This window comes from Neolewinella sp., from assembly GCF_965214665.1.
In the GTDB taxonomy this organism is placed as follows: Bacteria; Bacteroidota; Bacteroidia; order Chitinophagales; family Saprospiraceae; genus Neolewinella.
In genome coordinates this window covers 4,057,633-4,076,989 of record NZ_OZ243970.1, presented here as the reverse complement: position 1 = coordinate 4,076,989, position 19,357 = coordinate 4,057,633, and the positions used below count along the sequence as shown (strand labels likewise).

The 19,357-nt window shown below is 60.7% G+C and carries 20 protein-coding genes; 9 read left to right on the top strand and 11 right to left on the bottom strand.

From position 1 onward, the window contains the following. Positions 1–125: 125 nt before the first annotated feature. Together ACOOHD_RS17430 and ACOOHD_RS17425 are read right to left on the bottom strand one after the other, a co-directional pair. A complete protein-coding gene (locus ACOOHD_RS17430) occupies positions 126–638 on the bottom strand; it encodes a hypothetical protein (RefSeq protein ID WP_420459154.1) in 513 nt (170 codons plus the stop codon). A 53-nt stretch (positions 639–691) separates the two neighbouring features. Then, positions 692–1,360, bottom strand: a complete 669-nt coding sequence (locus ACOOHD_RS17425; protein WP_420459153.1) for a Uma2 family endonuclease — start codon at positions 1,358–1,360, stop codon at positions 692–694. A gap of 196 nt (positions 1,361–1,556) precedes the next feature. Here ACOOHD_RS17425 and ACOOHD_RS17420 point away from each other — a divergent pair, with 196 nt between their 5' ends. The 6 genes from ACOOHD_RS17420 (at position 1,557) to ACOOHD_RS17395 (ending at position 8,293) form a co-directional block, all read left to right on the top strand. After that, a complete protein-coding gene (locus ACOOHD_RS17420; RefSeq protein WP_420459152.1) occupies positions 1,557–2,231 on the top strand; it encodes a Uma2 family endonuclease in 675 nt (224 codons plus the stop codon). Positions 2,232–2,327: 96 nt separating this feature from the next. Then, entirely contained in the window at positions 2,328–2,804 is a 477-nt protein-coding gene (locus ACOOHD_RS17415; protein WP_420459151.1) for a DUF6428 family protein, read from the top strand. An 11-nt stretch (positions 2,805–2,815) separates the two neighbouring features. Beyond that, on the top strand, positions 2,816–3,148 hold the full coding sequence (locus ACOOHD_RS17410) for an ArsR/SmtB family transcription factor (protein WP_420459150.1): 333 nt from the start codon (positions 2,816–2,818) through the stop codon (positions 3,146–3,148). Then, positions 3,148–3,801, top strand: coding sequence for a protein-tyrosine-phosphatase (locus ACOOHD_RS17405; protein ID WP_420459149.1), 654 nt, complete (start codon positions 3,148–3,150; stop codon positions 3,799–3,801). The genes ACOOHD_RS17410 and ACOOHD_RS17405 overlap by 1 nt, the downstream gene beginning before the upstream one ends. An 82-nt stretch (positions 3,802–3,883) precedes the next feature. Further along, entirely contained in the window at positions 3,884–7,294 is a 3,411-nt protein-coding gene (locus ACOOHD_RS17400) for a HEAT repeat domain-containing protein (RefSeq protein ID WP_420459148.1), read from the top strand. A 138-nt stretch (positions 7,295–7,432) separates the two neighbouring features. Next, a complete protein-coding gene (locus tag ACOOHD_RS17395; RefSeq protein ID WP_420459147.1) occupies positions 7,433–8,293 on the top strand; it encodes an aldo/keto reductase in 861 nt (286 codons plus the stop codon). Between the two features lie 45 nt (positions 8,294–8,338). Here ACOOHD_RS17395 and ACOOHD_RS17390 read toward each other — a convergent pair whose 3' ends face one another. Then, positions 8,339–9,631, bottom strand: coding sequence for an alpha-amylase family glycosyl hydrolase (locus tag ACOOHD_RS17390; RefSeq protein WP_420459146.1), 1,293 nt, complete (start codon positions 9,629–9,631; stop codon positions 8,339–8,341). 31 nt (positions 9,632–9,662) lie between these two features. On the opposite strand from ACOOHD_RS17390, the gene ACOOHD_RS17385 reads away from it, so the two are divergent. Then, positions 9,663–10,439 carry an NIPSNAP family protein gene (locus ACOOHD_RS17385; RefSeq protein ID WP_420459145.1) on the top strand — a complete coding sequence of 259 codons (777 nt, stop codon included), beginning with the start codon at positions 9,663–9,665 and terminating at the stop codon, positions 10,437–10,439. On the opposite strand, the gene ACOOHD_RS17380 is transcribed toward ACOOHD_RS17385, so the two are convergent. After that, positions 10,425–11,420 carry an alpha/beta fold hydrolase gene (locus ACOOHD_RS17380; RefSeq protein WP_420459144.1) on the bottom strand — a complete coding sequence of 332 codons (996 nt, stop codon included), beginning with the start codon at positions 11,418–11,420 and terminating at the stop codon, positions 10,425–10,427. The genes ACOOHD_RS17385 and ACOOHD_RS17380 overlap by 15 nt on opposite strands. Positions 11,421–11,498: 78 nt before the next feature. Here ACOOHD_RS17380 and ACOOHD_RS17375 point away from each other — a divergent pair, with 78 nt between their 5' ends. Continuing rightward, positions 11,499–12,515, top strand: a complete 1,017-nt coding sequence (locus ACOOHD_RS17375; protein WP_420459143.1) for a glycoside hydrolase family 5 protein — start codon at positions 11,499–11,501, stop codon at positions 12,513–12,515. Between the two features lie 29 nt (positions 12,516–12,544). Here the strand turns inward: ACOOHD_RS17375 and ACOOHD_RS17370 are convergent, their stop codons facing one another. From ACOOHD_RS17370 to ACOOHD_RS17345, 6 genes are all read right to left on the bottom strand, one after another. Further along, positions 12,545–12,820, bottom strand: a complete 276-nt coding sequence (locus tag ACOOHD_RS17370) for a KTSC domain-containing protein (protein WP_420459142.1) — start codon at positions 12,818–12,820, stop codon at positions 12,545–12,547. A 146-nt stretch (positions 12,821–12,966) separates the two neighbouring features. Beyond that, positions 12,967–14,142 carry a DegT/DnrJ/EryC1/StrS family aminotransferase gene (locus ACOOHD_RS17365; protein ID WP_420459141.1) on the bottom strand — a complete coding sequence of 392 codons (1,176 nt, stop codon included), beginning with the start codon at positions 14,140–14,142 and terminating at the stop codon, positions 12,967–12,969. A gap of 98 nt (positions 14,143–14,240) precedes the next feature. Beyond that, the gene (locus ACOOHD_RS17360; RefSeq protein WP_420459140.1) at positions 14,241–14,630 is read right to left on the bottom strand and encodes a DUF4412 domain-containing protein; all 390 of its coding nucleotides are present in this window, start codon (positions 14,628–14,630) and stop codon (positions 14,241–14,243) included. Positions 14,631–14,923: 293 nt separating this feature from the next. Then, positions 14,924–15,832, bottom strand: coding sequence for a site-specific tyrosine recombinase XerD (gene xerD, locus ACOOHD_RS17355; protein ID WP_420459139.1), 909 nt, complete (start codon positions 15,830–15,832; stop codon positions 14,924–14,926). 70 nt (positions 15,833–15,902) lie between these two features. After that, the gene (locus ACOOHD_RS17350) at positions 15,903–16,589 is read right to left on the bottom strand and encodes an HAD family hydrolase (protein WP_420459138.1); all 687 of its coding nucleotides are present in this window, start codon (positions 16,587–16,589) and stop codon (positions 15,903–15,905) included. After that, a complete protein-coding gene (locus ACOOHD_RS17345; RefSeq protein WP_420459137.1) occupies positions 16,570–17,331 on the bottom strand; it encodes a glycosyltransferase family 2 protein in 762 nt (253 codons plus the stop codon). Before ACOOHD_RS17345 ends, ACOOHD_RS17350 begins: the two co-directional genes overlap by 20 nt. A gap of 121 nt (positions 17,332–17,452) precedes the next feature. On the opposite strand from ACOOHD_RS17345, the gene mtaB reads away from it, so the two are divergent. Further along, entirely contained in the window at positions 17,453–18,799 is a 1,347-nt protein-coding gene (gene mtaB, locus ACOOHD_RS17340) for a tRNA (N(6)-L-threonylcarbamoyladenosine(37)-C(2))-methylthiotransferase MtaB (protein ID WP_420459136.1), read from the top strand. On the opposite strand, the gene ACOOHD_RS17335 is transcribed toward mtaB, so the two are convergent. After that, the gene (locus ACOOHD_RS17335) at positions 18,789–19,331 is read right to left on the bottom strand and encodes a hypothetical protein (protein WP_420459135.1); all 543 of its coding nucleotides are present in this window, start codon (positions 19,329–19,331) and stop codon (positions 18,789–18,791) included. The genes mtaB and ACOOHD_RS17335 overlap by 11 nt on opposite strands. Positions 19,332–19,357: the final 26 nt, after the last annotated feature.

The following is a 19,357-nucleotide window of genomic DNA, read 5'->3' as shown; positions in this document are numbered from 1 at the left end:
TAGGCAGTAGTCTTGGTCGTCCAACCAAGGTCGGACGTATACATTACGAAGGTGCGGTTGGCATTGGTCCTGAAGGTTTTCCAATCCAGGATGGACGCTTCGTCAAAGTCACAGGGCCAGGTCGTTTACCGTATACCAAACTTCTCCCTGTTCTTGATCAAACACGTACGCGTCCCGTAGGTCACCGTTTCCATTCCGGCAATTTTCCACTCATTGCCTACCCGTTCCATTAAGCGGGTCTCACGCTTGCGGCCGCGGGCGGGGTCATCCTGCTCGTAGCTTACGTGGGCACCACTGCCGTAGAGGCGGACGTCAATGTCCCGTAGCGGGGTGGGCAGCGGATCCGGGTCGGGATGAGCGGCGAAGTAGTCGACCACGAACTGATCGACCTCGGCCCACCCCAGCGTCTCGGTCATGCTGCTATCAGCGAAATTCATATAGGTCTTGGTGACGTAGGGTTCGTGCACCCACTTGTCCTGCCAGGCGTCGTAGTCGCGGCTGAAGGCGGCTACGGTCTCCGCATTGAGGGTGGCTAGGACGGCTGCCTTGTCGGCGGCCGGGTCCGTAGCGGGCTGCGGATTAGAGCAGGCAACTAAGACGACAAATAGGGTACCAGCCAGAAGTAGGGAATGATGCATTCCACTAAAGTAGCCATTGGCGGTTGACCCTGCACCTGCGTCCCCGGCCATACCTACCCCAACCGCCGCAGCGCCTCAGCAAAGGGCTCGGGATAAAAGAAACTGGCTACCGGTACGCTCAGCCCTTCCAGCACCCTGGATGTCAACTGGTCCTCCAGCTCGTGCTCCGATTTTTGGTAAACGTTTGCGCCATCGTAGCCGGTATTCAGCAGGTACTGCTCCACCCGTTCGGTACGGTGATCGACGATCCAGTATTCGGAGACGCCCGCTGCCAGGTAATCTTGGTATTTGATTCCCCGATCACGGTCCTCGGTGGATTTACTCAGTACCTCGACCACCAGATCGGGGGCGGGGTAGTACTTCATGTCGGGGGTAAAGTCTTTGGCCCGCTCCTGTAGCCAGACGCTGACGTTGGGTTCGAAGTCATTGCGTTTGGTTGCTACAAGTGCTTTCTGTACGAGCGAGGTTCCCTGTTTGGAAAAAGCGCAGTAGGTAGTCAGAATAGTAGAGATGCGGGTGACCGCCATATTGTGTCCGTGCGTTGCCGGCGAGTGCACTACGACTTCGCCCAGAATAAACTCTGCCTTCACGTCGGGCGCTAACCGCTGACGAAACTTAGCGCGTTCCCGCTGCTCTCGTTCCAGCGTACGCTCTACCTCGGCGTACACGGCACGGGGATCGTGGTGGTCGAGGAGCTGGGCGACAAGGGCACGCGTTTTCATTTTGTGCGGTTGTTTATTTTTTACTAAGATAACGCCCAGGATGAACAGATGGGTAGGTCGCTCTGACTTACCGGAAATCTACCGGCAGGTTGAACTGTATTGGGACTGTCTCTCCGAAGTACTCGTCCCACCAGCCCTACGCGGGCCACCCGTCATCCAACCTACATTCCTATACCGCGTTTCGTAAATTACTCCCATGCACTACGATCTCGTCCACCAACTCCTCGACCACCCCACACCGGAGCGCGTATGGGAAGAGGTAGCCGCTACGCTCGCGGAAGAAAAGAAAGCGCGGATGGCATTCCGTAAATGGCTCAAACCGCACGTGAAGGCTGAGTTCATCAACGGGGAGGTCATCATGCACTCACCGGCGAAGCGGCGGCACAATCAGGCGACAAAATTTATCGCCTCCATTTTAGATCTCTACGTATCGCAACGGCAGCTCGGCGAAGTTGCCATCGAGAAGGCTTTAGTTGAACTCAAACGCAGCGACGTAGAACCCGACGTCTGCTTCTGGAGTCAAGAAACCGCCGCGGACTTCACCGATGACATGAACGTCTACCCACCCCCTAACCTAGTCGTCGAGGTACTTTCTAAATCAACGGAGGGTCGCGACCGGGGAGAGAAAAAAGACGCCTACGAAGCCGACGGTGTCCAGGAATACTGGATCGTCGATGCGCGCGTCCACACCGTAGAGGTGTACGAACTAGCCAAGGACAAACACGGCCGCATGGTCTTTCACCTGCGCGAGACCTACGGCATCGAGCAGGATTTTCGTAGCCTGCTCATACCCGGTTTTTTCGTGCCCGTACGGGCCTTCTTTGACCCGGTGGCGCGGGATGCGGCCGTTCGTCAACTGCTGTTGGTATAGGGTGACTAGGCATTCGTCCGACGAAAATGTGTCGAGATCACCGACAAACTTGCAGCTTCATAGCTATATAGCTATCTTTGCACTAAATAATCAGCCATGCACCTACAGGAGCTCAAACAGTACCTCACCGACCGCCAGGCCCTCGCCATCGAGCTACCCACCGGCGAGCGCATCCCCCATCACTTCCATGTCACCGAGGTGGGAGAAACGACGAAGCACTTCATCGACTGTGGCGGAACGGTGCGCACCGAGAAAGTAGCCAGCCTACAACTGTGGAGCGCTACGGACTACGATCACCGGCTAGCGGGCCGGAAGCTAGCCGGTATCATCGCCAGCGCCGAGCAGCGACTAGGGCTCGGCAACCTGCGGGTCGAGGTAGAATACCAGGGCACCCACACCATCGAAAAGTACGGACTCGAAGCGGCAGGCAGCACCCTACGGCTAACTACTCAGTTGACCGACTGTCTGGCACCCGACAAGTGCGGCATTCCGGCCAAACCCAAGGTTTCCCTGGACTCCTTCGTGGCCGCTGCCGGCAACTCCTCCTGTACCCCCGGTAGCGGTTGCTGCTAAACAGACGCACCATGGGACTCACCAAGCACGAACACTATACTCAGCGGCAAAACGAGCTGGCCACTGTATGCAAAGCACTCGGGCATCCGGCGCGCATCGCTATCATACAGCAATTACTGGCCGCCAATAGCTGCATCTGCGGCGACTTCGCCCGGGAGATCGAACTGGCGCAACCCACCATCTCCAAACACCTACGGGAACTGAAGGCTATCGGCATCATCCGGGGCACCATCGAGGGTACGAGCGTTAATTACTGCATCGATGCCGAGCGGTGGCGGGAGATTCAGGCGAGTATGAATCGGCTTTTCGACACCTACATTCCGCACTGCGCGGGTGACTGCTGATGGCTGCGCCCCTCTATCCTGAGCTAGCCGGCTACGTGGACCAACTCCTGGCCGAACAGGACTGGATTCCCGCAGAACGCCAGCACCGGCTTCGCCAACTCGGTCGGTACGTACACGAACGCGCGGATCGTACCGCCGCCCTCGTCTTCATCTGCACCCACAATTCGCGCCGGAGCCACCTGGCGCAAATCTGGGCCGCCGTCGCCGCCCACCATTTCGGTTTGGATTACGTACGGACCTACTCCGGCGGTACCGAGGCGACCGCCTTCAACCCCCGGGCGGTAGCGGCCCTGAACCGTAGCGGCTTTCGGATCGAAACCCCCGGCGGTGACAATCCGCACTACCGGCTCTACTTCGCACCCCCGATAGCCCCGATAGCTATCGGGGGGACGGCCCCGCCCCTGGAGTGCTGGTCCAAGACTTTTGACGATCCCGCTAACCCTACGACTGACTTTGCCGCCGTCATGACCTGCTCCGAGGCGGATACCAACTGCCCCTTCATCCCGGGGGCTGACCGCCGCATTGCCCTCCCCTACGAGGACCCGAAGGAAACCGACGGAACGCCCGCGGAGGCCGACCGCTACGACGAGCGGGTGCGGCAGATCGGGCGGGAGCTGCTGTTTGCCCTGAAGGTAGCTAGGGACTCGTTCTAAAAAGAGTCTTCGCGGCGTTCCCACCGCCAACTCGAAATTTCTCTTACGTAGATCGTACCTTGTGTAGCTCAGCCACTCGATCATGCTACGCCTCCTACCCACCCTACTCCCCCTCCTACTACTCTGCACCTGCGGCCCCGCCCCGGAAGAAACGCCCGCCGAACCCCGCTACCCCGACCGCAGCATCACGCTCGCCTCCGACCGCGCCGCCACCCTGGCCGAAAAGATCCGCGCCGAGGCCAACGTAGAGGTCGACGACGGACTGGAACTCTCCCTCTGGGCCTCCGATACCCTGGTCACCGACCCCATCGCGATCAGCGTAGCGCCGGACGGGCGCATATTCTACAACAAGGCTGTACGGATGAACGATTCCGAATTCGACATCCGCGGGCACCGCGACTGGATGACCGCCTCGCTGACCTTCGAGACCGTGGAGGACCGGGCCAAATTCCTGCGCGAAACCTTCACCGAGGGCAGCGAGCAGTCGGAGCGCCACCTAAAGGACCTCAACGAGGACGGCGTGCTGGACTGGCGCGACCTCACCGTGCAGAAGGAAGAAGTCTGGTTCGTGACCGATATGGACGGGGACGAGGTAGCCGACCGCGCGCAATTGTACCTGCAAGACTTCAACCAGGAAAACACTGACGTAGCCAACGGCATAGAGTACCTCAACGGCGAGGTCTACATCTCCACCGGCCCCGACCTCTGGCGCACGAAGGACGACGACGGCGACGGCCGGGCCGATGAGACCACCTCCATCAGCCACGGCTGGATCGTGCACGTGGGCTTCTCGGGCCACGGCATGTCGGGCGTGACGGTAGGCCCCCAGGGCCGCATCTGGTGGGGCGCCGGCGACGTGGGCATGAACGTGGTCGACAAGGAGGGTAAGCACTGGAAGTACCCCAACGAGGGCACGGTGGTGCGCTGCGACCGCGACGGCAGCAACTTCGAGGTATACGCCCACGGGGTGCGCAATACCCACGAATTCGCCTTCGACGACTACGGCAACCTGATCAGCGTAGACAACGACGGCGACCACGCCGGGGAGAGCGAGCGGCTGGTGTACCTGGTGGACGGCTCCGACTCCGGTTGGCGCATCAACTGGCAGTTCGGCAAGTACACCGACCCCAGCAACAACGACTATAAGGTGTGGATGGACGAGCGCATGTACCTACCGCGCGAGGAGGGACAGGCCGCCTACTTCCTACCGCCGCTGCAGAACTACGTGAACGGTCCGACGGGGCTGGTCTACAATCCGGGCACCGCGCTGGGGCCGGACTACTACAAGCACTTCTTTGTGGCCGAGTTTCGGGGCAATCCGGGAAACTCGCCGTTACACGCCTTCACCCTCAAGCCGAACGGGGCGGGTTTTGCCCTGGATAGCACCCGCATCGTCGTCTCGGGCCTACTTCCGACCGGCGTTGATTTTGGGGCCGACGGAGCGCTCTACTTCGCCGACTGGATCAACGGCTGGGGCATAAAGAACGAGGGCAGGATTTGGAAACTGGACGTGCCCGGGGGGGCGGGGTCGCAGGTGCGTACGGAAACGAAGCGGCTGCTGACTACGGACTTCGGCACCATTTCGCTCGATTCGTTGGAGTTGCTACTGGCCCACCAGGATCAGCGGGTGCGGCGCAATGCGCAGTTCGAACTGGTGGAGCGGGGCGACGATGGCTTCGAGCTGCTGGCGGAAAATGCGCAAAGCAACCGCTCGCAACTCGCGCGGGTACACGCCATCTGGGGCATAGCGCAGCTGGCGCGTACTAACCGGGATAGGGCCTCCCTGTTGGTGCCACTACTGACAGACCCGGACCCGGAGATCGTAGCTCAGGCCGCGAAAATGATCGGTGACGTACGCTTCGGAGGAGCCAGCCAGGAGCTCATCCGCACGCTGGACCACGACTCACCGCGGGTAAAGTATATGGCCATGGAGGCACTTGGCCGGACCGAGGATCAGAACGCCGTACCGGGCATCCTCCGCGTAGTAGAAGCCAACGACGACGAGGACACTTACCTGCGCATGGGCGCGATGATCGCCCTGGGCCGGATCGGCGACGCGGATGCCATGGTGGCGCTGAAGGACAATCCCTCCCGCGCCCTCCGCACCGTAGCCGTAGTGGCGCTGCGCCGCATGGAATCACCGGCCATCGCCGAGTTTCTCACCGACCCCAACGAGTACCTCGTAGCCGAGGCCGCCCGGGGCGTCAACGACGACTACCAAATCGAGGACGCCCTGCCGGCGCTGGCCGCTACCCTGGCGGACACCCGTTTCACAAGCGAGCCACTTTTACGGCGGGCGATCAATGCGAACCTGCGTGTCGGGGATGATGAGAGCATTCAGCGGCTAGTAGACTACGCCAATCGCACCGGAGCCCCCGAAGCCATGCGCGCCGAGGCAATGGCTACCCTGGCCAACTGGGGCAGCCCCTCCCTCTTCGACCGGGTAGACGGGCGGTACCGCGGGGAACTGAAGCGGGACTCCACCGAAGCGGCTCGCCTGCTCGAACCGGCCATCGCCCAACTCATCAATGAGCGAAGTGCCCCCGTGCGCCGCGCTGCCATCCAGGCCGCCGGGAAACTGCAACTAGAGCAGACCATTCCCCAGTTGACCGCACTCCTCAGCAAGGACCGTGACCCAGCCGTACGTATCGAAGCCCTCAACGCGCTCACCATGCTAGAAGCTCCCGAGCTCGACCGCGACCTACAGACCGCCCTGGCCGACCGCACCAGCGAGGTTCGCGCCCGTGCTCTCGAGATCCTGCCCAGCTCGGGCATCAGCGTGGCCCGTTCGGTCGACTTGTACGATGAGATTCTACAAAAAGGCTCTGTGGTCGAGCAGCAGGCCGCACTCCAGGGCCTGGCGGAGATTCATGACGTAGCAGCTACGGAACTCCTGCAACGCATGCTCACCAACCTGGAGGAGGACAAGGTACCCTCCGACGTCCGCCTCGACCTGGCCGACGCCGTCGAGCAACACGGCGACCCCGAGCTCAACGCCCTACTTACCGACTATGCGGGTAAGTTGAATGCCGACTACGGCCTTTACGCCATGGCCCTCGAAGGGGGTGATGCACGGCAGGGGCAGCGCATTTTCTACAATAACGAGTCGGCGCAGTGCGTGCGCTGTCACGCCGTGTTCGAGTACGGTGGTAACGTGGGTCCGGGACTGGAGGGCGTGGCCGACCGGCTCAGTAAGCAGCAATTGCTGGAGGCCCTGATCCGGCCCAGCGCCCGTATGGCCCCCGGCTACGAGACCGTCTTGCTTACGCTCAACGATGAAAGCGTCGTAGCCGGCGTGGTCATGGAACGTACCCCCGAGGCACTGACACTGAAGATCGGTAAGGAGGACATCCAGACCATCGCCCGCACCGACATCAAGGAGGAGGAGACCCTGCCGTCGAGTATGCCTTCGATGGAGGAGAAGCTTTCGCGGCGGGAGATCCGGGATGTGGTGGCGTTTTTGGCTAGTTTGGGTGGGGAGGAGGCTCGGTGAGGCACAGGCGTCCAACGCTTTAAAGCGTTGGACGCCTCATAACCCGATACGCAGGTTCCCCCAAACGGCGCTAGCCCCCCTGTAACGCCCAGCGAACGAAACGTCACCCAGGGAGGTACTAAAAGAAATCCCTCCCCCATGCCCACCAATAACTCCCAAGTAGCCCAACAATCAGGCACCTACACCCTAGGCGGCGACCTCACCATCCACCGCCTAGGCTACGGCGCCATGCGCATCACCGGCCAGGGCATCTGGGGGCCACCGAAGGACAAGCCCGAAGCCATCCGCGTCCTCCAGGCCACGCAGGACCTCGGCATCAACTTCATCGACACCGCCGACAGCTATGGCCCCAATGTCAGCGAAGAGCTCATCGCCGAGGCCCTCCACCCCTACCCCGACGGACTCCTCATCGCCACCAAGGGCGGACTGGAACGCACCGGCCCCAATCAGTGGCCCGTCAACGGACGGCCGGAGCACCTCGAAGAAGCTCTCAAGGGAAGCCTCAAACGCCTCAAATTGGAGCGCGTAGACCTCTACCAGCTCCACCGCTTCGATGAAAAGGTGCCCGCCGATGAGTTCCTCGGTAAGCTCGCCGAACTACAGCAGCAGGGCTACATCCGTCACCTCGGCCTCTCCGAAGTGAGCGTAGACCAGATCGAGCAGGCCCAGCAGCACTTCGAGGTTGTCAGTGTACAAAACCGCTACAGCCTCACCGACCGCAAGTGGGAAGACGAGGTCGAGTGGACGCGCGACAATAACATCGGCTTCATCCCCTGGTACCCCCTCGACGCCGGCGCAGTAGACAACGGCACCCTGAAAAAGATCGCCAAGAAGCACGACGCCAGCGTCTACCAGATCGCCCTGGCCTGGCTCCTGGCGCACAGCGACAACATCCTGCCCATCCCCGGCACGAGCTCGGTGGAACATTTACGGGAGAATACGCGGGCTGCGGCGATTGAGCTGGAGGAGGAAGATCTTGCCCAGTTAGCAGACCTGTAGTAGGTAGGCTAGCACTGGAGGTATGTCGGGGCGAGTCGTCCGTCTCTATACCCCCGTCCCATTGTCCCTCGTCCCAACCAACACCCGCCAAGCCCAGGGCCCCAACGTCAACCCATCCCCCTCCCCCAGCACGACCTCCTCGCCAGAGAGCCCATCGCGGTACGTACCGTGCCACAGCGCCTGCCCGAAGCGTAGCACCCGCGTCCCCGCCCCGAAGTTGAATACGGCAAAGACCTTACCGCCGTCGTCCTGCCGCACGAAACTGAGCACCTGCGACTCGTAGTTGTTGGGCACGCGGATCATGGTGGCGCCCCAGGGGGCATTCCAGAGGACCTCATTCTCCTGCTTCAATCGGATGAGCTGCCGGAAAAGCTCGGTGAACGGATGCTCCCGCCACTCGATCGGATCGCGCGCGAAGAAGGCCAGCCGCCGGTCCAGTCCCGCCTCCTGTCCGTTGTAGATCAGGGGGATGCCCTCGCCAAGGAAGCTCAGGGCAATGCTAGCCTCCAGTCCATCACCCAGTAGCTCCTGCATGGTACCCTCCCAGGCGTTCTTGTCGTGGTTGTCGGTGAAGGTCATGCGCATGGCGTCGGCCGGCCAGGCACGCTCGTTCCAGGAGTAGTAGACGTACAGGGCCGCGACGGTCTCCTTGCCGTGGGTGATGCGGTGCAGCGCCTCGTGCCAGCTCCAGGCGTAGGTGGCGTCGAAGGCCGCCCGGTGCAGATCGCGCGCTTCCCACTCGGCGAGCATAAAGACGGGCTTGATGGTATTGAGGGCCTGCCGCACCTCCTCCCAGAAGTCGACCGGTACGTAGCCGGCCACGTCGCAGCGGTAGCCGTCGATGTCCACCTCCCGCACCCAGTATTCCATGACCTCGCGCATGTAGGTGCGCAGGCCCGGCTGCCGGTAGTCGAGGTCGATGATGTCCGTCCAGTCCCACCAGGGCGTGGGCCGGTAGTCGCCCTTATAATCGCGGGCGTACCAGTCGGGGTGCTCCTCTACGAGCACGTTGTCCCAGGCCGTGTGGTTGGCCACCCAGTCCAGGATGACGTAGAGCCCGAGCTCGTGGGCGCGCTGCACGAAGGCCTTGAGGTCATCCAGCGTCCCGAATTCCTTGTTCACTCCGTAGTAGTCGCGGATGGAGTACGGACTGCCCAGCTCCCCCTTCCGATTTTCCTCACCGATGGGGTGTACGGGCATGACCCAGAGAATGCGCACGCCGAGCTCCTGCAGGCGGGGCAATTGCTCCATAGCGGCGCGGAAGGTACCCGCGGCGGTGAACTGGCGGGTGTTGAGCTGGTAGACGGTGGCGTCTTTAGACCAATCAGGATGTTGCATAGGGTGTATCTTACGGCAAAACTAGAGGTAGATGGAACGCAGAAAGTTCATACGGGGCGTCCCGATAGCTATCGGGACAGGTGCAGTGGCCTTAGCGGGAAGCAAGGTAGGCTTGGCCGCCACCCACACCATTGCGCCGGAGCAGGAAGTCATCGAGTGGCGCGTCTACGAAATGAATTTCGGCGGCGACCAGGGGCTACTCACGCGCTACCTCACCGACGCCCTCGAGCCCGCGCTCGACCGTAAGGGGGCTACCCAGTTCGTGCAGTTCAAGGAGTACGGCGATCCCAACCCCGCCAAGCTGCACGTCATGATCAGCTACCCGGATGCGGCGACCTACCTCGCAGCTCAGGACCTCACCGAAGATCAGGAATTTACCACCGCCGCTGCCGACTATGACGCCCTCAAGGCCGAAAAGCCCATCTTCACCCGCTACTCCTCCTGGCTGCTGAAGGCCTTTTCCGGTATGCCGCAGTCCGTCACCCCGGATGCCGAATCTGGCCTTTTGGAGCTACGCATCTACGAAGGCTACTCCGAAGACGCCGTGCGCCGCAAGATCGGCATGTTCAACGACCACGAGCTCACTATCTTTGACAATACCGGCCTAAAGCCTGTCTTCTTTGGGGATATGATTGCGGGGCCTTACCGTCCGGCCCTGGTGTACCTGTTGCAGTTTCCCAATATGGACACCCGCAACGAGAACTGGGGCAAGTTCGGCGCCGACCCCACCTGGAACGAGATCAAGGGCATGGACAAGTACGCCGACTCCGTCTCCAATATCCGCCGCACCTTCCTAGTTCCCGCTTAGGGCCTGCTCCAGCGCGCCCGTGAAGCGCTCGAAGTCTTCGATATGCGGCAGGTGTCCCAGTCCGCTGAGCTCCAGCAGACGGGCCCCGGGGATCTTATCAGTCACCGTGCGCCCCAGCCGGTCGTAGCGGCCCATCGTCTCGGCCACGGCCGTACTCACCAGGTTTTTGCCCAGGGCCGTGCGGTCGCGGGTGCCGATGATGAGTACGGTAGGCACCTGTAGGGTGGGTAGTTCGTACACCACGGGCTGGGTAAAGATCATGTCGTAGGTCAGCGCGGCGTTGTAGGCGACCAGTCCGTAATCCTCGCTCTGCGCCCAGCCGGCCAGGATGTTGACCCAGGGATCGTAGGCGGGGTCCCACTCGCCGGCGTAGTAGTTCTCCTGCTGGTAGGCGCGCACCGATTCGTAATTCTTGCTCATTTCGGACAGGTACCACTGATCGACGGTCCGGTAGGGTACCTTCAGCTTCCAGTCCTCCAGTCCGATGGGATTGAGCAGGATGAGTCGTTCCACCTCCTTAGGGTACATCAGGGCGTAGCGGGCGGCCAGCATGCCCCCCATGCTGTGGCCGAGTACGGTGACCTCGTTCACGCCGAGACTGCTCAGCAGCCAGTGGGTATTATCGGCCAGTTGCTGGAAGGTAAACTGGTAGCGCTCGGGCTTACTTGACTTGCCGAAGCCGATCTGGTCCGGCACGATCACCCGGTAGCCGAAGCGTAGCAGCCAGGCCATTGTCTCTGCCCAGTACGCCCCATTGAAGTTCTTCCCGTGTAGCAGGACAATGGTCTTGCCGTTGGGCTTATCGGCCCGTACGTCCATGTACACCATCTCGAGCGACTGTAGCTGTGTCTCGAAGGTGAAGGTGTCGGTGGGATAGGGGTACTCGTAGTCGCTGAGTCGGGCGTCGAGGGGGCGGACTGCATCGGCCTGGGCATTTAGCCTACTAACTACAAGAACAAGCAATAGCAATAACAAACGCATAGGACAAATTTTCATCTATAACCCACATACGAGTGCGAAGATGTAGGCGGGGTCGCGGGTGAAAAGTAATTTGGTGCCATGCACAACTATCTAATCCTACTATTTCTCTTCCTGACCGCGTCCCTTCCTGCCCAGACTATCGTAGAACGTCACGGTGCCCTCTCCGTAAGCGGCAACCAAATCGTCGACGAATGCGGCCGCCCCACCCAGCTGAAGGGCATGAGCTACTTCTGGTCGCAGTTTCAGGGCAAGGAGTACTGGACGGAAGAGGCGGTCAGGTGGCTACGCGACGACTGGCACGTGACCCTCGTACGTACTCCGGTCGGAGTAGGCTTTGGGGAAGACTACCGCGCCGATACCGCCGCCACCCTGGCCCAACTGCGCCCGGTAGTCGACGGAGCCATCGAATACGGTCTGTACGTACTCATCGACTGGCACGCCCACGGCAATTACCAGGACGACGCCCGCGAGTTCTTCCGCAAGATGGCCCGGGAGTACGGCCAGTACCCCAACGTCATTTACGAGCTCTGGAACGAGCCCATCGGCGAGCCCGACGCTGGTGAGGAAAAGTGGGCCGAGATCAAGCGCTACGCTGAGGACCTGATCGCCGTCATCCGCGAGTACGACCCCGATAATATTATCGTAGTGGGTACGCCCTTCTACAGCCAGTTGGTAGACGTAGCCGCCGCCGACCCCATCATCCAGGATTCCCTCGGTCAGCCGGTAAGCAACATCGCCTATACCCTGCACTTTTATGCCGGAGCCCACCGCGATAGCCTCCGTGAGCGCGCTACCCGCGCCTACGACATGGGCCTGCCCCTGATGGTCACCGAAAGCGGCCGCGTCGGCACCGACTACGGCCCCGACAACTCCCTCGACTCCGAAGAGTGGACCCGCTGGGAAGCCTGGATGGATGAGCGCCACCTTAGCTACACCAAGTGGTCGCTCAGCACCAAAGACGAACGCAGCTCCTCCCTCCTACCCACCGCCTCCCCCACCGGCGGCTGGACGGCCGAGGACCTTACCCCGGAGGGGCAGTGGAACCGGGCGCATTTCCGGGAGGTGAACGCTGAGTTGCCTACTCCCTGCGAGTGATTGACGTTGCATAGCAGCTCCGCACCATCCTAGGCAGCCTCCGCAGTAGACTCAGCGCGTGCACCCCCACCCTCCCCCTCCGAGATCCGCGCCGCCGCATACTTCTTAAAGATATGCCGCTGCATATACCGCCCAATACTAGCCACCGCCCGCAGCCGCTGCCAGTGCTCGCTCGGCACTCCGAAGTAAGCATACACCGCCCCGTTGTTGCGGAATTTTACGAACAAGGTGTTGGCTGCCCGCAGGTACCCCATTTCGGACAGCATCTGGGAGTTGACCTTTTGCATCACGATGGGGAGTGCCATAAGGGATGATTTTCAGCGTACTGGTGTAGGTTGAAAACATCCGTAGCGTTCCCTTAGTTTGGGTTTAACAAACTTTTTGTGTTAAAAACATGCTACTAAAGTCGTCAGCCGAGTTGTGGCTTCAGCCGGCTCGTCCGCCGACTCACTCAAGAAAAGAACTTTCGAACAGTAGCACAGATATACCCCAGCGTCTCCTCCCCCAGCTCACTGTGCATCGGTAGCGACAGCACCTCCTTGCACAGCGCATCCGTCACCGGCAAAAAGTCCACCGCATTAGCCGCCGTGCCCCGGAAGGCTGCCTGGTCGTAGAGCGGCACGGGATAGTAGATCATGCTCGGAATACCGGCCTCCTTCAGGTGTTGCTGTAGTGCCTCTCGCCGCCCATCGGCGATGCGTAGGGTGTACTGATGGTAAACGTGGGTACTGGCGGGCAGGCGAGCGGGGGTGATGAGGCCATCGATGCCCATTAGGTGCTCGTCGTAGTACCGGGCAGCTGCCTGACGGCGGGTATTGTAGTCGTCGAGCCGGGCGAGCTTGCAGTTGAGGATCGCAGCCTGGATGGAATCAAGTCGGCTATTGCAGCCCACCACGTCGTGGTAGTACTGCCGATTCTGACCGTGGTTAGCAACCATGCGGAGGCGGGCGGCTAACTCATCACTATCGGTATTGAGGGCCCCACCGTCGCCGTAGGCCCCGAGGTTCTTGCTGGGGTAGAAACTGGTGCAGCCGATATTGCCAAGGGTACCGGTGCGGCCCGTGCGGTCATCGGAAAAGGTGTAGATAGCACCGATTGCCTGGGCGTTGTCCTCCACGACGTGCAGTCCGTGCTGCTTAGCCAGAGCCACGATAGGCTCCATGTCGCAGCTCTGCCCGAAGAGGTGAACGGGAATAATGGTCTTCGTCCGCTCCGTGATGGCCGGCTCGATCTCGGCGGCCGTCACATTATAGGTAGCTGGATCGACATCGACCAGCACCGGACTCAGGCCCAGCAGTGCGATCACCTCGGCGGAGGCCACGTAGGTAAATGCGGGTACGATCACCTCGTCGCCCGGCTTCAGGTCTAGTGCCATCAGCGCGATCTGCAGGGCATCCGTGCCGTTGGCGCAGGGGATGACGTGGGCGCAGTCGAGGTACCGCTCCAGGCCCGCCTGAAACTCCTTCACCGCCGGTCCGTTAATGAAGGCGCCGCTGCGCACTACGTCCAGCACCGCCCGGTCTACTTCCTCCTGTATCTGCTCGTACTGCGTCTTCAGGTCGACCATCTGGATGGACTGTACGGGCGGGGGCTGGGCGCGGCCGTCGGGTGCGGTGGGGGTTGCCATGGGGTAAAGATAGACCCCTTCGGGGGTAGACCTCGCTGCGCGAGGGTAGACTGCCTTCGGCAGGTAGACCGCTGCGCGGGTAGAACGCCTTCGGCTCGTTAGAAACCCAGCTCTTGGACTTCTACCCCACTTAGGTCGAATAGGCTGCGATCTACGGCATCCGCTCCGATTTTGATGTCTTGCATTTTCGTGGTGGTGACCGTATTGCCGTCCGTCGAGGTGGACTCGATGGGAAAGCCCCGAAAAGCGGCTGGCAGATCGGGAGCGCCCACGGTAGCCTGCTTACCCGCGCCAGCCATACCAGCCATGCCGCCGAAGACGTCCAGGACGGTGAGCTCGAGGTCCTGGGTGATCCAGCTTTCGGTGGTGGTGCCGTGCTTGCTGTCCTTGACGAGGGTACAGGCGTAGCCGCCGATGGTGCGGTGCTGGGTGGTCAGCGTGAAGGATAGGAGGAGGGTAGGAAGAAGGCTACAGTAGCGAACAGACATGCTGCGTGGTAGTGTTGGTTTACCACCTTCATTGCACCTGCGGCCCCGGCGTTACGCCCTGGTGGAAGTTTATTGCCCCGGGCCGGTTTAGTTAAAGTCGGAGGGAGAGCCAACTGAGTTGTATTTCGGACCGTTATTGGATTACTTGTATCTACATCGGTTTTTCCTAAAATTCAAGACATTATGAAACGTTCCGCAGAAGTGCGTGGTGATTTGGCCCGCATCCTCTTTATGGTCTTTCTTACCCTGGTTTTTCTTTCGCTGTTCTTCATCCCTAGTCTGGCGAAATTGCTCTAGCCCTGGTTGGCCGGGTGGTAGCTCAGGATGGTCTCGCGCAGGAAATCGGTATCCAAGTGGGTATAGATTTCGGTAGTTAGTATGGACTCGTGGCCTAGCATCTCCTGTACTGCCCGTAAGTCAGCGCCGCCCTCGATGAGGTGGGTGGCAAAGGAATGGCGAAAGGTGTGTGGGCTCACCGTTTTTTCGATACCCGCTGCCGCAGCATATTTTTTGACTGCCGTGAAGACTAACACCCGACTCAGTGCCCCGCCCCGCCGGTTGAGAAACACGGTGTTTTCATCGACGATCTTTGGTAGCGCCTTACGCACGTGTTCGAGATAGATTTCCACGTGCCGGATTGCCCCCCCAGCGATGGGCACGATCCGTTCCTTATTGCCCTTGCCCGTAACGCGGATGAACTCCTGGTCCAGGTAGAGATCGGAGAGCCGCAGCCCCGTGGCCTCGCTCACGCGTAGCCCGCAGGCGTAGAGCATTTCGAGCAGGGCCCGGTCGCGCAGGCCGTGGTCGGTGCTTAAATCAATAGCTCCGAGGAGCGCACGGATTTCTTCGTAAATCAACACCTCGGGAATTTTGCGCCCGAGCTTCGGCGCGCGTAGTAGCTCGGTAGGATCGGTGTCGATCACGCGCTCGTCAAGTAGGTAAGCAAAGAAGGTCTTGAGGGCGGAAACGAGCCTGGCCTGGGAGCGGGGAGCCAGGCCCAGTTCCGCAAGCTGCTGCACGAAGCTATCGAGGTGCATGCGCTCCACGCCGCAGATGCTCACCTCCCACCCCCGAAGCTCCAGGTAAGCGGGCAGCTTTTCTAGGTCACTCCGGTAAGCTTTGAGGGTGTGGGGACTGTAGCCGCGGGTGAGTTTCAGATAGGCCTCGAAGGAGCGGAAGTAGGAAACCCAGGCGTTGGTCAAAGGTCGAGGCGTTGTACGCCGAGCAAGATAACACGGTGCTTTATACCACTCGGCGTACAACGCCTCGACCCTATAGTGCCAACAAAAACCCTTCTCCTTCCACCCGTTCGACAATCAACCCCCGGAAATCCTCCCGGAAAGCAGCCACCTTCAGCCCCCTGAACTCTTCCCGTTGGTGAGTAGTCGTCAGCACCACTACCGGACAACCGGCGTTGTTGGCCGCCTGGGCACCGGTCACGCTGTCCTCGAAAATGAGGCATTCTGCTACCGCTACGCCGATCCCCTCAGCCGCTAGCCGGAACACCTCCGGATCGGGCTTCCCGCTCGTGACCATGCCGGAATGGACCACGTGGCCCAGCATCTCACGAATGCCCAGCCGGTCGATTACGAAAAAGGCGTTTTCCTCCGGCCCGGCCGTAGCGATGGCCATGGGCACGTCCTGGGCGTAGGCCGCCTTGATAAAGTCGAGCGCGCCGCCCACGGTATTCGCTTCGAGCTCGGGGGCAAAGATATCACGATAGGCCGCCTCCTTTTCGCCGGCGATCCTGATGCGGTCCTCGGGGGTATAGGTATCGCCGAAGAGCCGCTCCAGAATTTCCAGGTTCACGCCGTGGATTTCCTCCTTGACCCGCTCCAGGCTGTACTCGAGGCCCAACTCGCTGAGTTTGCGCTGCCAGGCGCGGTGGTGCACCATCATGTTGTCGACCAGGGTGCCGTCGAGATCGAAAAGTATTCCCCTAAACGAAATAGGACGCACGGGCGTAAATTTTAGGTTCTTCGATCAGGCCCCACTTGGCTAGCCGGTGCTGAAGAGAGACACGTAGCACCCCCAGCCCGTACTTGCTACTCCGCGCGAAGTTGATACTGCTGGCTTCTTCGAAGTACTTCGTCGGGCAGGTCACCTCCGCGATGTCGAAGCCGTGGTAAATGATCTGAGAGAGCATCTCGTTATCGAACACGAAATCGTCGTCGTTGGCATCAAAGCTGATCGTCTCCAGCACCTCCCGGCTGAAGGCCCGGTAGCCCGTATGGTACTCACTGAGCTTGTAGTTGACCAGCAGGTTCTGCACGGCCGTTAGAAAGCGGTTGGCCACGTATTTATACAGCGGCATGCCGCCCTTGAGTGCCCCCTTGCCTAGTATCCGCGAGGCCAGCACCACGGGGTAGAGTCCCTCCCCGATGATATTACACATCGTGGGGATCAGCTTCGGCGTGTACTGGTAGTCAGGGTGCACCATGATCACGATGTCCGCCCCGATGTCGAGGGCTTTGTTATAGAGGCTCTTTTGGTTCCCCCCGTAGCCCCGGTTGCTGGGGTGGGTGATCACGTGATCGACTCCAAGCTGGGTGGCCAGGGCCGTGGTCTCGTCCTTACTGGCATCGTCGCAGAGCACCACCTCGTCGACCAGCTCGCGCGGCACCTCGCGGTAGGTTTTCTCCAGGGTGCGGGCGGCGTTGTAGGCGGGCATGACGACTACGACTTTCTTGTCCTTGTACATAGCGCAAAGGTAGACGCTGTCGCTGGTTAGACGCTGCGCTGTTAGACGCCTGCCGGCTGGTTAGCCGGTCTAACCAGCCGTAGGCATCTAATGAGCGTAGCGATCTATTTACCTTTGCAGTATGTCAACCCTAGGTACCGTAGCCTTCTACACCCTCGGCTGCAAGCTCAACTACTCAGAGACCTCCGCCATCGGCCGCCAATTCTCCGCCGCGGGCTACCAGGAGGTGCCCTTCCGGCAGGGGGCCGACGTGGTCGTGATCAATACCTGCTCCGTCACCGAGTTTGCCGACCGCAAGTGCCGCAACGTAGTGCGTAAGGCCCTGGGCGCGAACGCAGGTGCAAAGATCGTAGTGGTGGGGTGCTATGCCCAGCTCAAACCCCGCGAGATTGCCGCGATCGAGGGTGTCGACCTGGTGCTGGGGGCGGCGGAGAAGTTCCACATCCTGGACTATATCGATGGCATCGCTTCCGGCTCCGGCAAGGGAATGGTGCGGGCCGGGGAGGTACGGGAGGCGGATACCTTCGTGTCATCCTTCAGCTTTGGGGACCGTACCCGCTCCTTCCTTAAGGTGCAGGATGGCTGCGACTACAGCTGCAGCTTCTGCACGATACCGCTGGCACGGGGGGCAAGCCGGAGTAGCACCGTGGAGCAGATCGTGCGCGACGCCGAGGCCATTGCCGCCCGGGGAGTAAAGGAGATCGTGCTGACCGGCGTCAATATTGGAGACTTCGGTAACGGCACGGCCGTGATCGAGGGGCAGCGGCCGCGTAAGGAAGCGCTCTTCGTGGACCTGGCGCGGGCCCTTGACCGGGTGGCCGGCATCCGGCGCTTCCGCATCTCCAGCATCGAGCCGAACCTGTGTACGGATGAGGTGATCGACTTCGTGGCTGGTAGTAACCGCTTCGCTCCCCACTTCCATATGCCTCTCCAAAGCGGCAACAATAAGCAGCTGGCTAAAATGCGCCGCCGCTACCGCCGCGAGCTGTACGCCGAACGAGTAGCGCACATCCGCCGCGTGATACCACATTGTTGTATCGGGGTCGATTTGATCGTTGGCTTTCCCGGCGAGACCGAGGAGGACTTCCGGGAAACATACCGCTTCGTGGAGGCGCTCGACGTGAGCTACTTCCACGTATTCACCTACAGCGAGCGGGCCAATACGCCGGCCGCCGCGCTAGAGGGCGTGGTGCCCCTGAGCGAGCGCCGCCGCCGCAATAAGCGACTCAGCGCGTTGAGCGAGCGTAAGCGGAGGGCCTTTGCCGCACGGCACCTGGGGGAGGTCCGCCCCGTACTACTAGAACAAAGCAAGAAGAAGGGTGTGCTGCACGGCTTTACCGACAACTACATCAAGGTCACCTTCCCGGCGGAGAATACCTGGGTCAACCACCTGGTCGGTATGGAGCTACAGCGGCTGACCGAAGACGGGTTGATGGTCGCCGAGCCGGCTGCGGTTCCTATCGCTTAATGAGTATTTCCCAGCTGCCCCGGGTCACGAGCTCCGTTTCAAATTCGTCGTTGCGGTCCACGGTCAGCGTCTGGGTACTTAGCTCGGTGAAGATATCCCGCTCGAAGTCGTCGACCACGCAGGGCTGGGCCAGACTGAAGGTACCCGCACCATTATAGTTCTGCAGGCCGTCCATAAAGAGCGTATCGAGGCGGTACGACCAGCTGCCCTGCCCGATGCCCCGCTGCCGGGTCACCTCGGTGCCGTTTTCGGTGGTGATGTTCAGGTCGTAGTCGCCACTGGAACTCCAGCTACCATCCTGCCGGAAACTCAGTTCCAAACCGGAGTTACTGATGCTACTGCTGCCCTCCTGGTCCAGGTCCTGCCCCAGAAAGGTGCCCGTGGTGGTGAAATCGCTATCGAAGCGATCAACCACCCAGGTACCGTAGAAGTCCGACTCAGTGAGAAAATCGTCCTGGGGCTCATCAGGACCGGGGCAGCCCGCAAACAACAGCAAACCGAAGAACAAGGCGAGGGGTAGCAGTCTAGACATACACGGTATTTACAACAAGATAAAGC

Coding starts and splice junctions, on each gene's coding strand:
- ACOOHD_RS17385 (WP_420459145.1), top strand. CDS start 9,663: ATGGAACGCAGAAAGTTCATACGGGGCGTCCCGATAGCTATCGGGACA.
- ACOOHD_RS17430 (WP_420459154.1), bottom strand. CDS start 638: ATGCATCATTCCCTACTTCTGGCTGGTACCCTATTTGTCGTCTTAGTT.
- ACOOHD_RS17370 (WP_420459142.1), bottom strand. CDS start 12,820: ATGGCACTCCCCATCGTGATGCAAAAGGTCAACTCCCAGATGCTGTCC.
- mtaB (WP_420459136.1), top strand. CDS start 17,453: ATGTCAACCCTAGGTACCGTAGCCTTCTACACCCTCGGCTGCAAGCTC.
- ACOOHD_RS17380 (WP_420459144.1), bottom strand. CDS start 11,420: ATGCGTTTGTTATTGCTATTGCTTGTTCTTGTAGTTAGTAGGCTAAAT.
- ACOOHD_RS17415 (WP_420459151.1), top strand. CDS start 2,328: ATGCACCTACAGGAGCTCAAACAGTACCTCACCGACCGCCAGGCCCTC.
- ACOOHD_RS17375 (WP_420459143.1), top strand. CDS start 11,499: ATGCACAACTATCTAATCCTACTATTTCTCTTCCTGACCGCGTCCCTT.
- ACOOHD_RS17390 (WP_420459146.1), bottom strand. CDS start 9,631: ATGCAACATCCTGATTGGTCTAAAGACGCCACCGTCTACCAGCTCAAC.
- ACOOHD_RS17410 (WP_420459150.1), top strand. CDS start 2,816: ATGGGACTCACCAAGCACGAACACTATACTCAGCGGCAAAACGAGCTG.
- ACOOHD_RS17365 (WP_420459141.1), bottom strand. CDS start 14,142: ATGGCAACCCCCACCGCACCCGACGGCCGCGCCCAGCCCCCGCCCGTA.
- ACOOHD_RS17420 (WP_420459152.1), top strand. CDS start 1,557: ATGCACTACGATCTCGTCCACCAACTCCTCGACCACCCCACACCGGAG.
- ACOOHD_RS17405 (WP_420459149.1), top strand. CDS start 3,148: ATGGCTGCGCCCCTCTATCCTGAGCTAGCCGGCTACGTGGACCAACTC.
- ACOOHD_RS17400 (WP_420459148.1), top strand. CDS start 3,884: ATGCTACGCCTCCTACCCACCCTACTCCCCCTCCTACTACTCTGCACC.
- ACOOHD_RS17335 (WP_420459135.1), bottom strand. CDS start 19,331: ATGTCTAGACTGCTACCCCTCGCCTTGTTCTTCGGTTTGCTGTTGTTT.
- ACOOHD_RS17425 (WP_420459153.1), bottom strand. CDS start 1,360: ATGAAAACGCGTGCCCTTGTCGCCCAGCTCCTCGACCACCACGATCCC.
- ACOOHD_RS17360 (WP_420459140.1), bottom strand. CDS start 14,630: ATGTCTGTTCGCTACTGTAGCCTTCTTCCTACCCTCCTCCTATCCTTC.
- ACOOHD_RS17345 (WP_420459137.1), bottom strand. CDS start 17,331: ATGTACAAGGACAAGAAAGTCGTAGTCGTCATGCCCGCCTACAACGCC.
- ACOOHD_RS17395 (WP_420459147.1), top strand. CDS start 7,433: ATGCCCACCAATAACTCCCAAGTAGCCCAACAATCAGGCACCTACACC.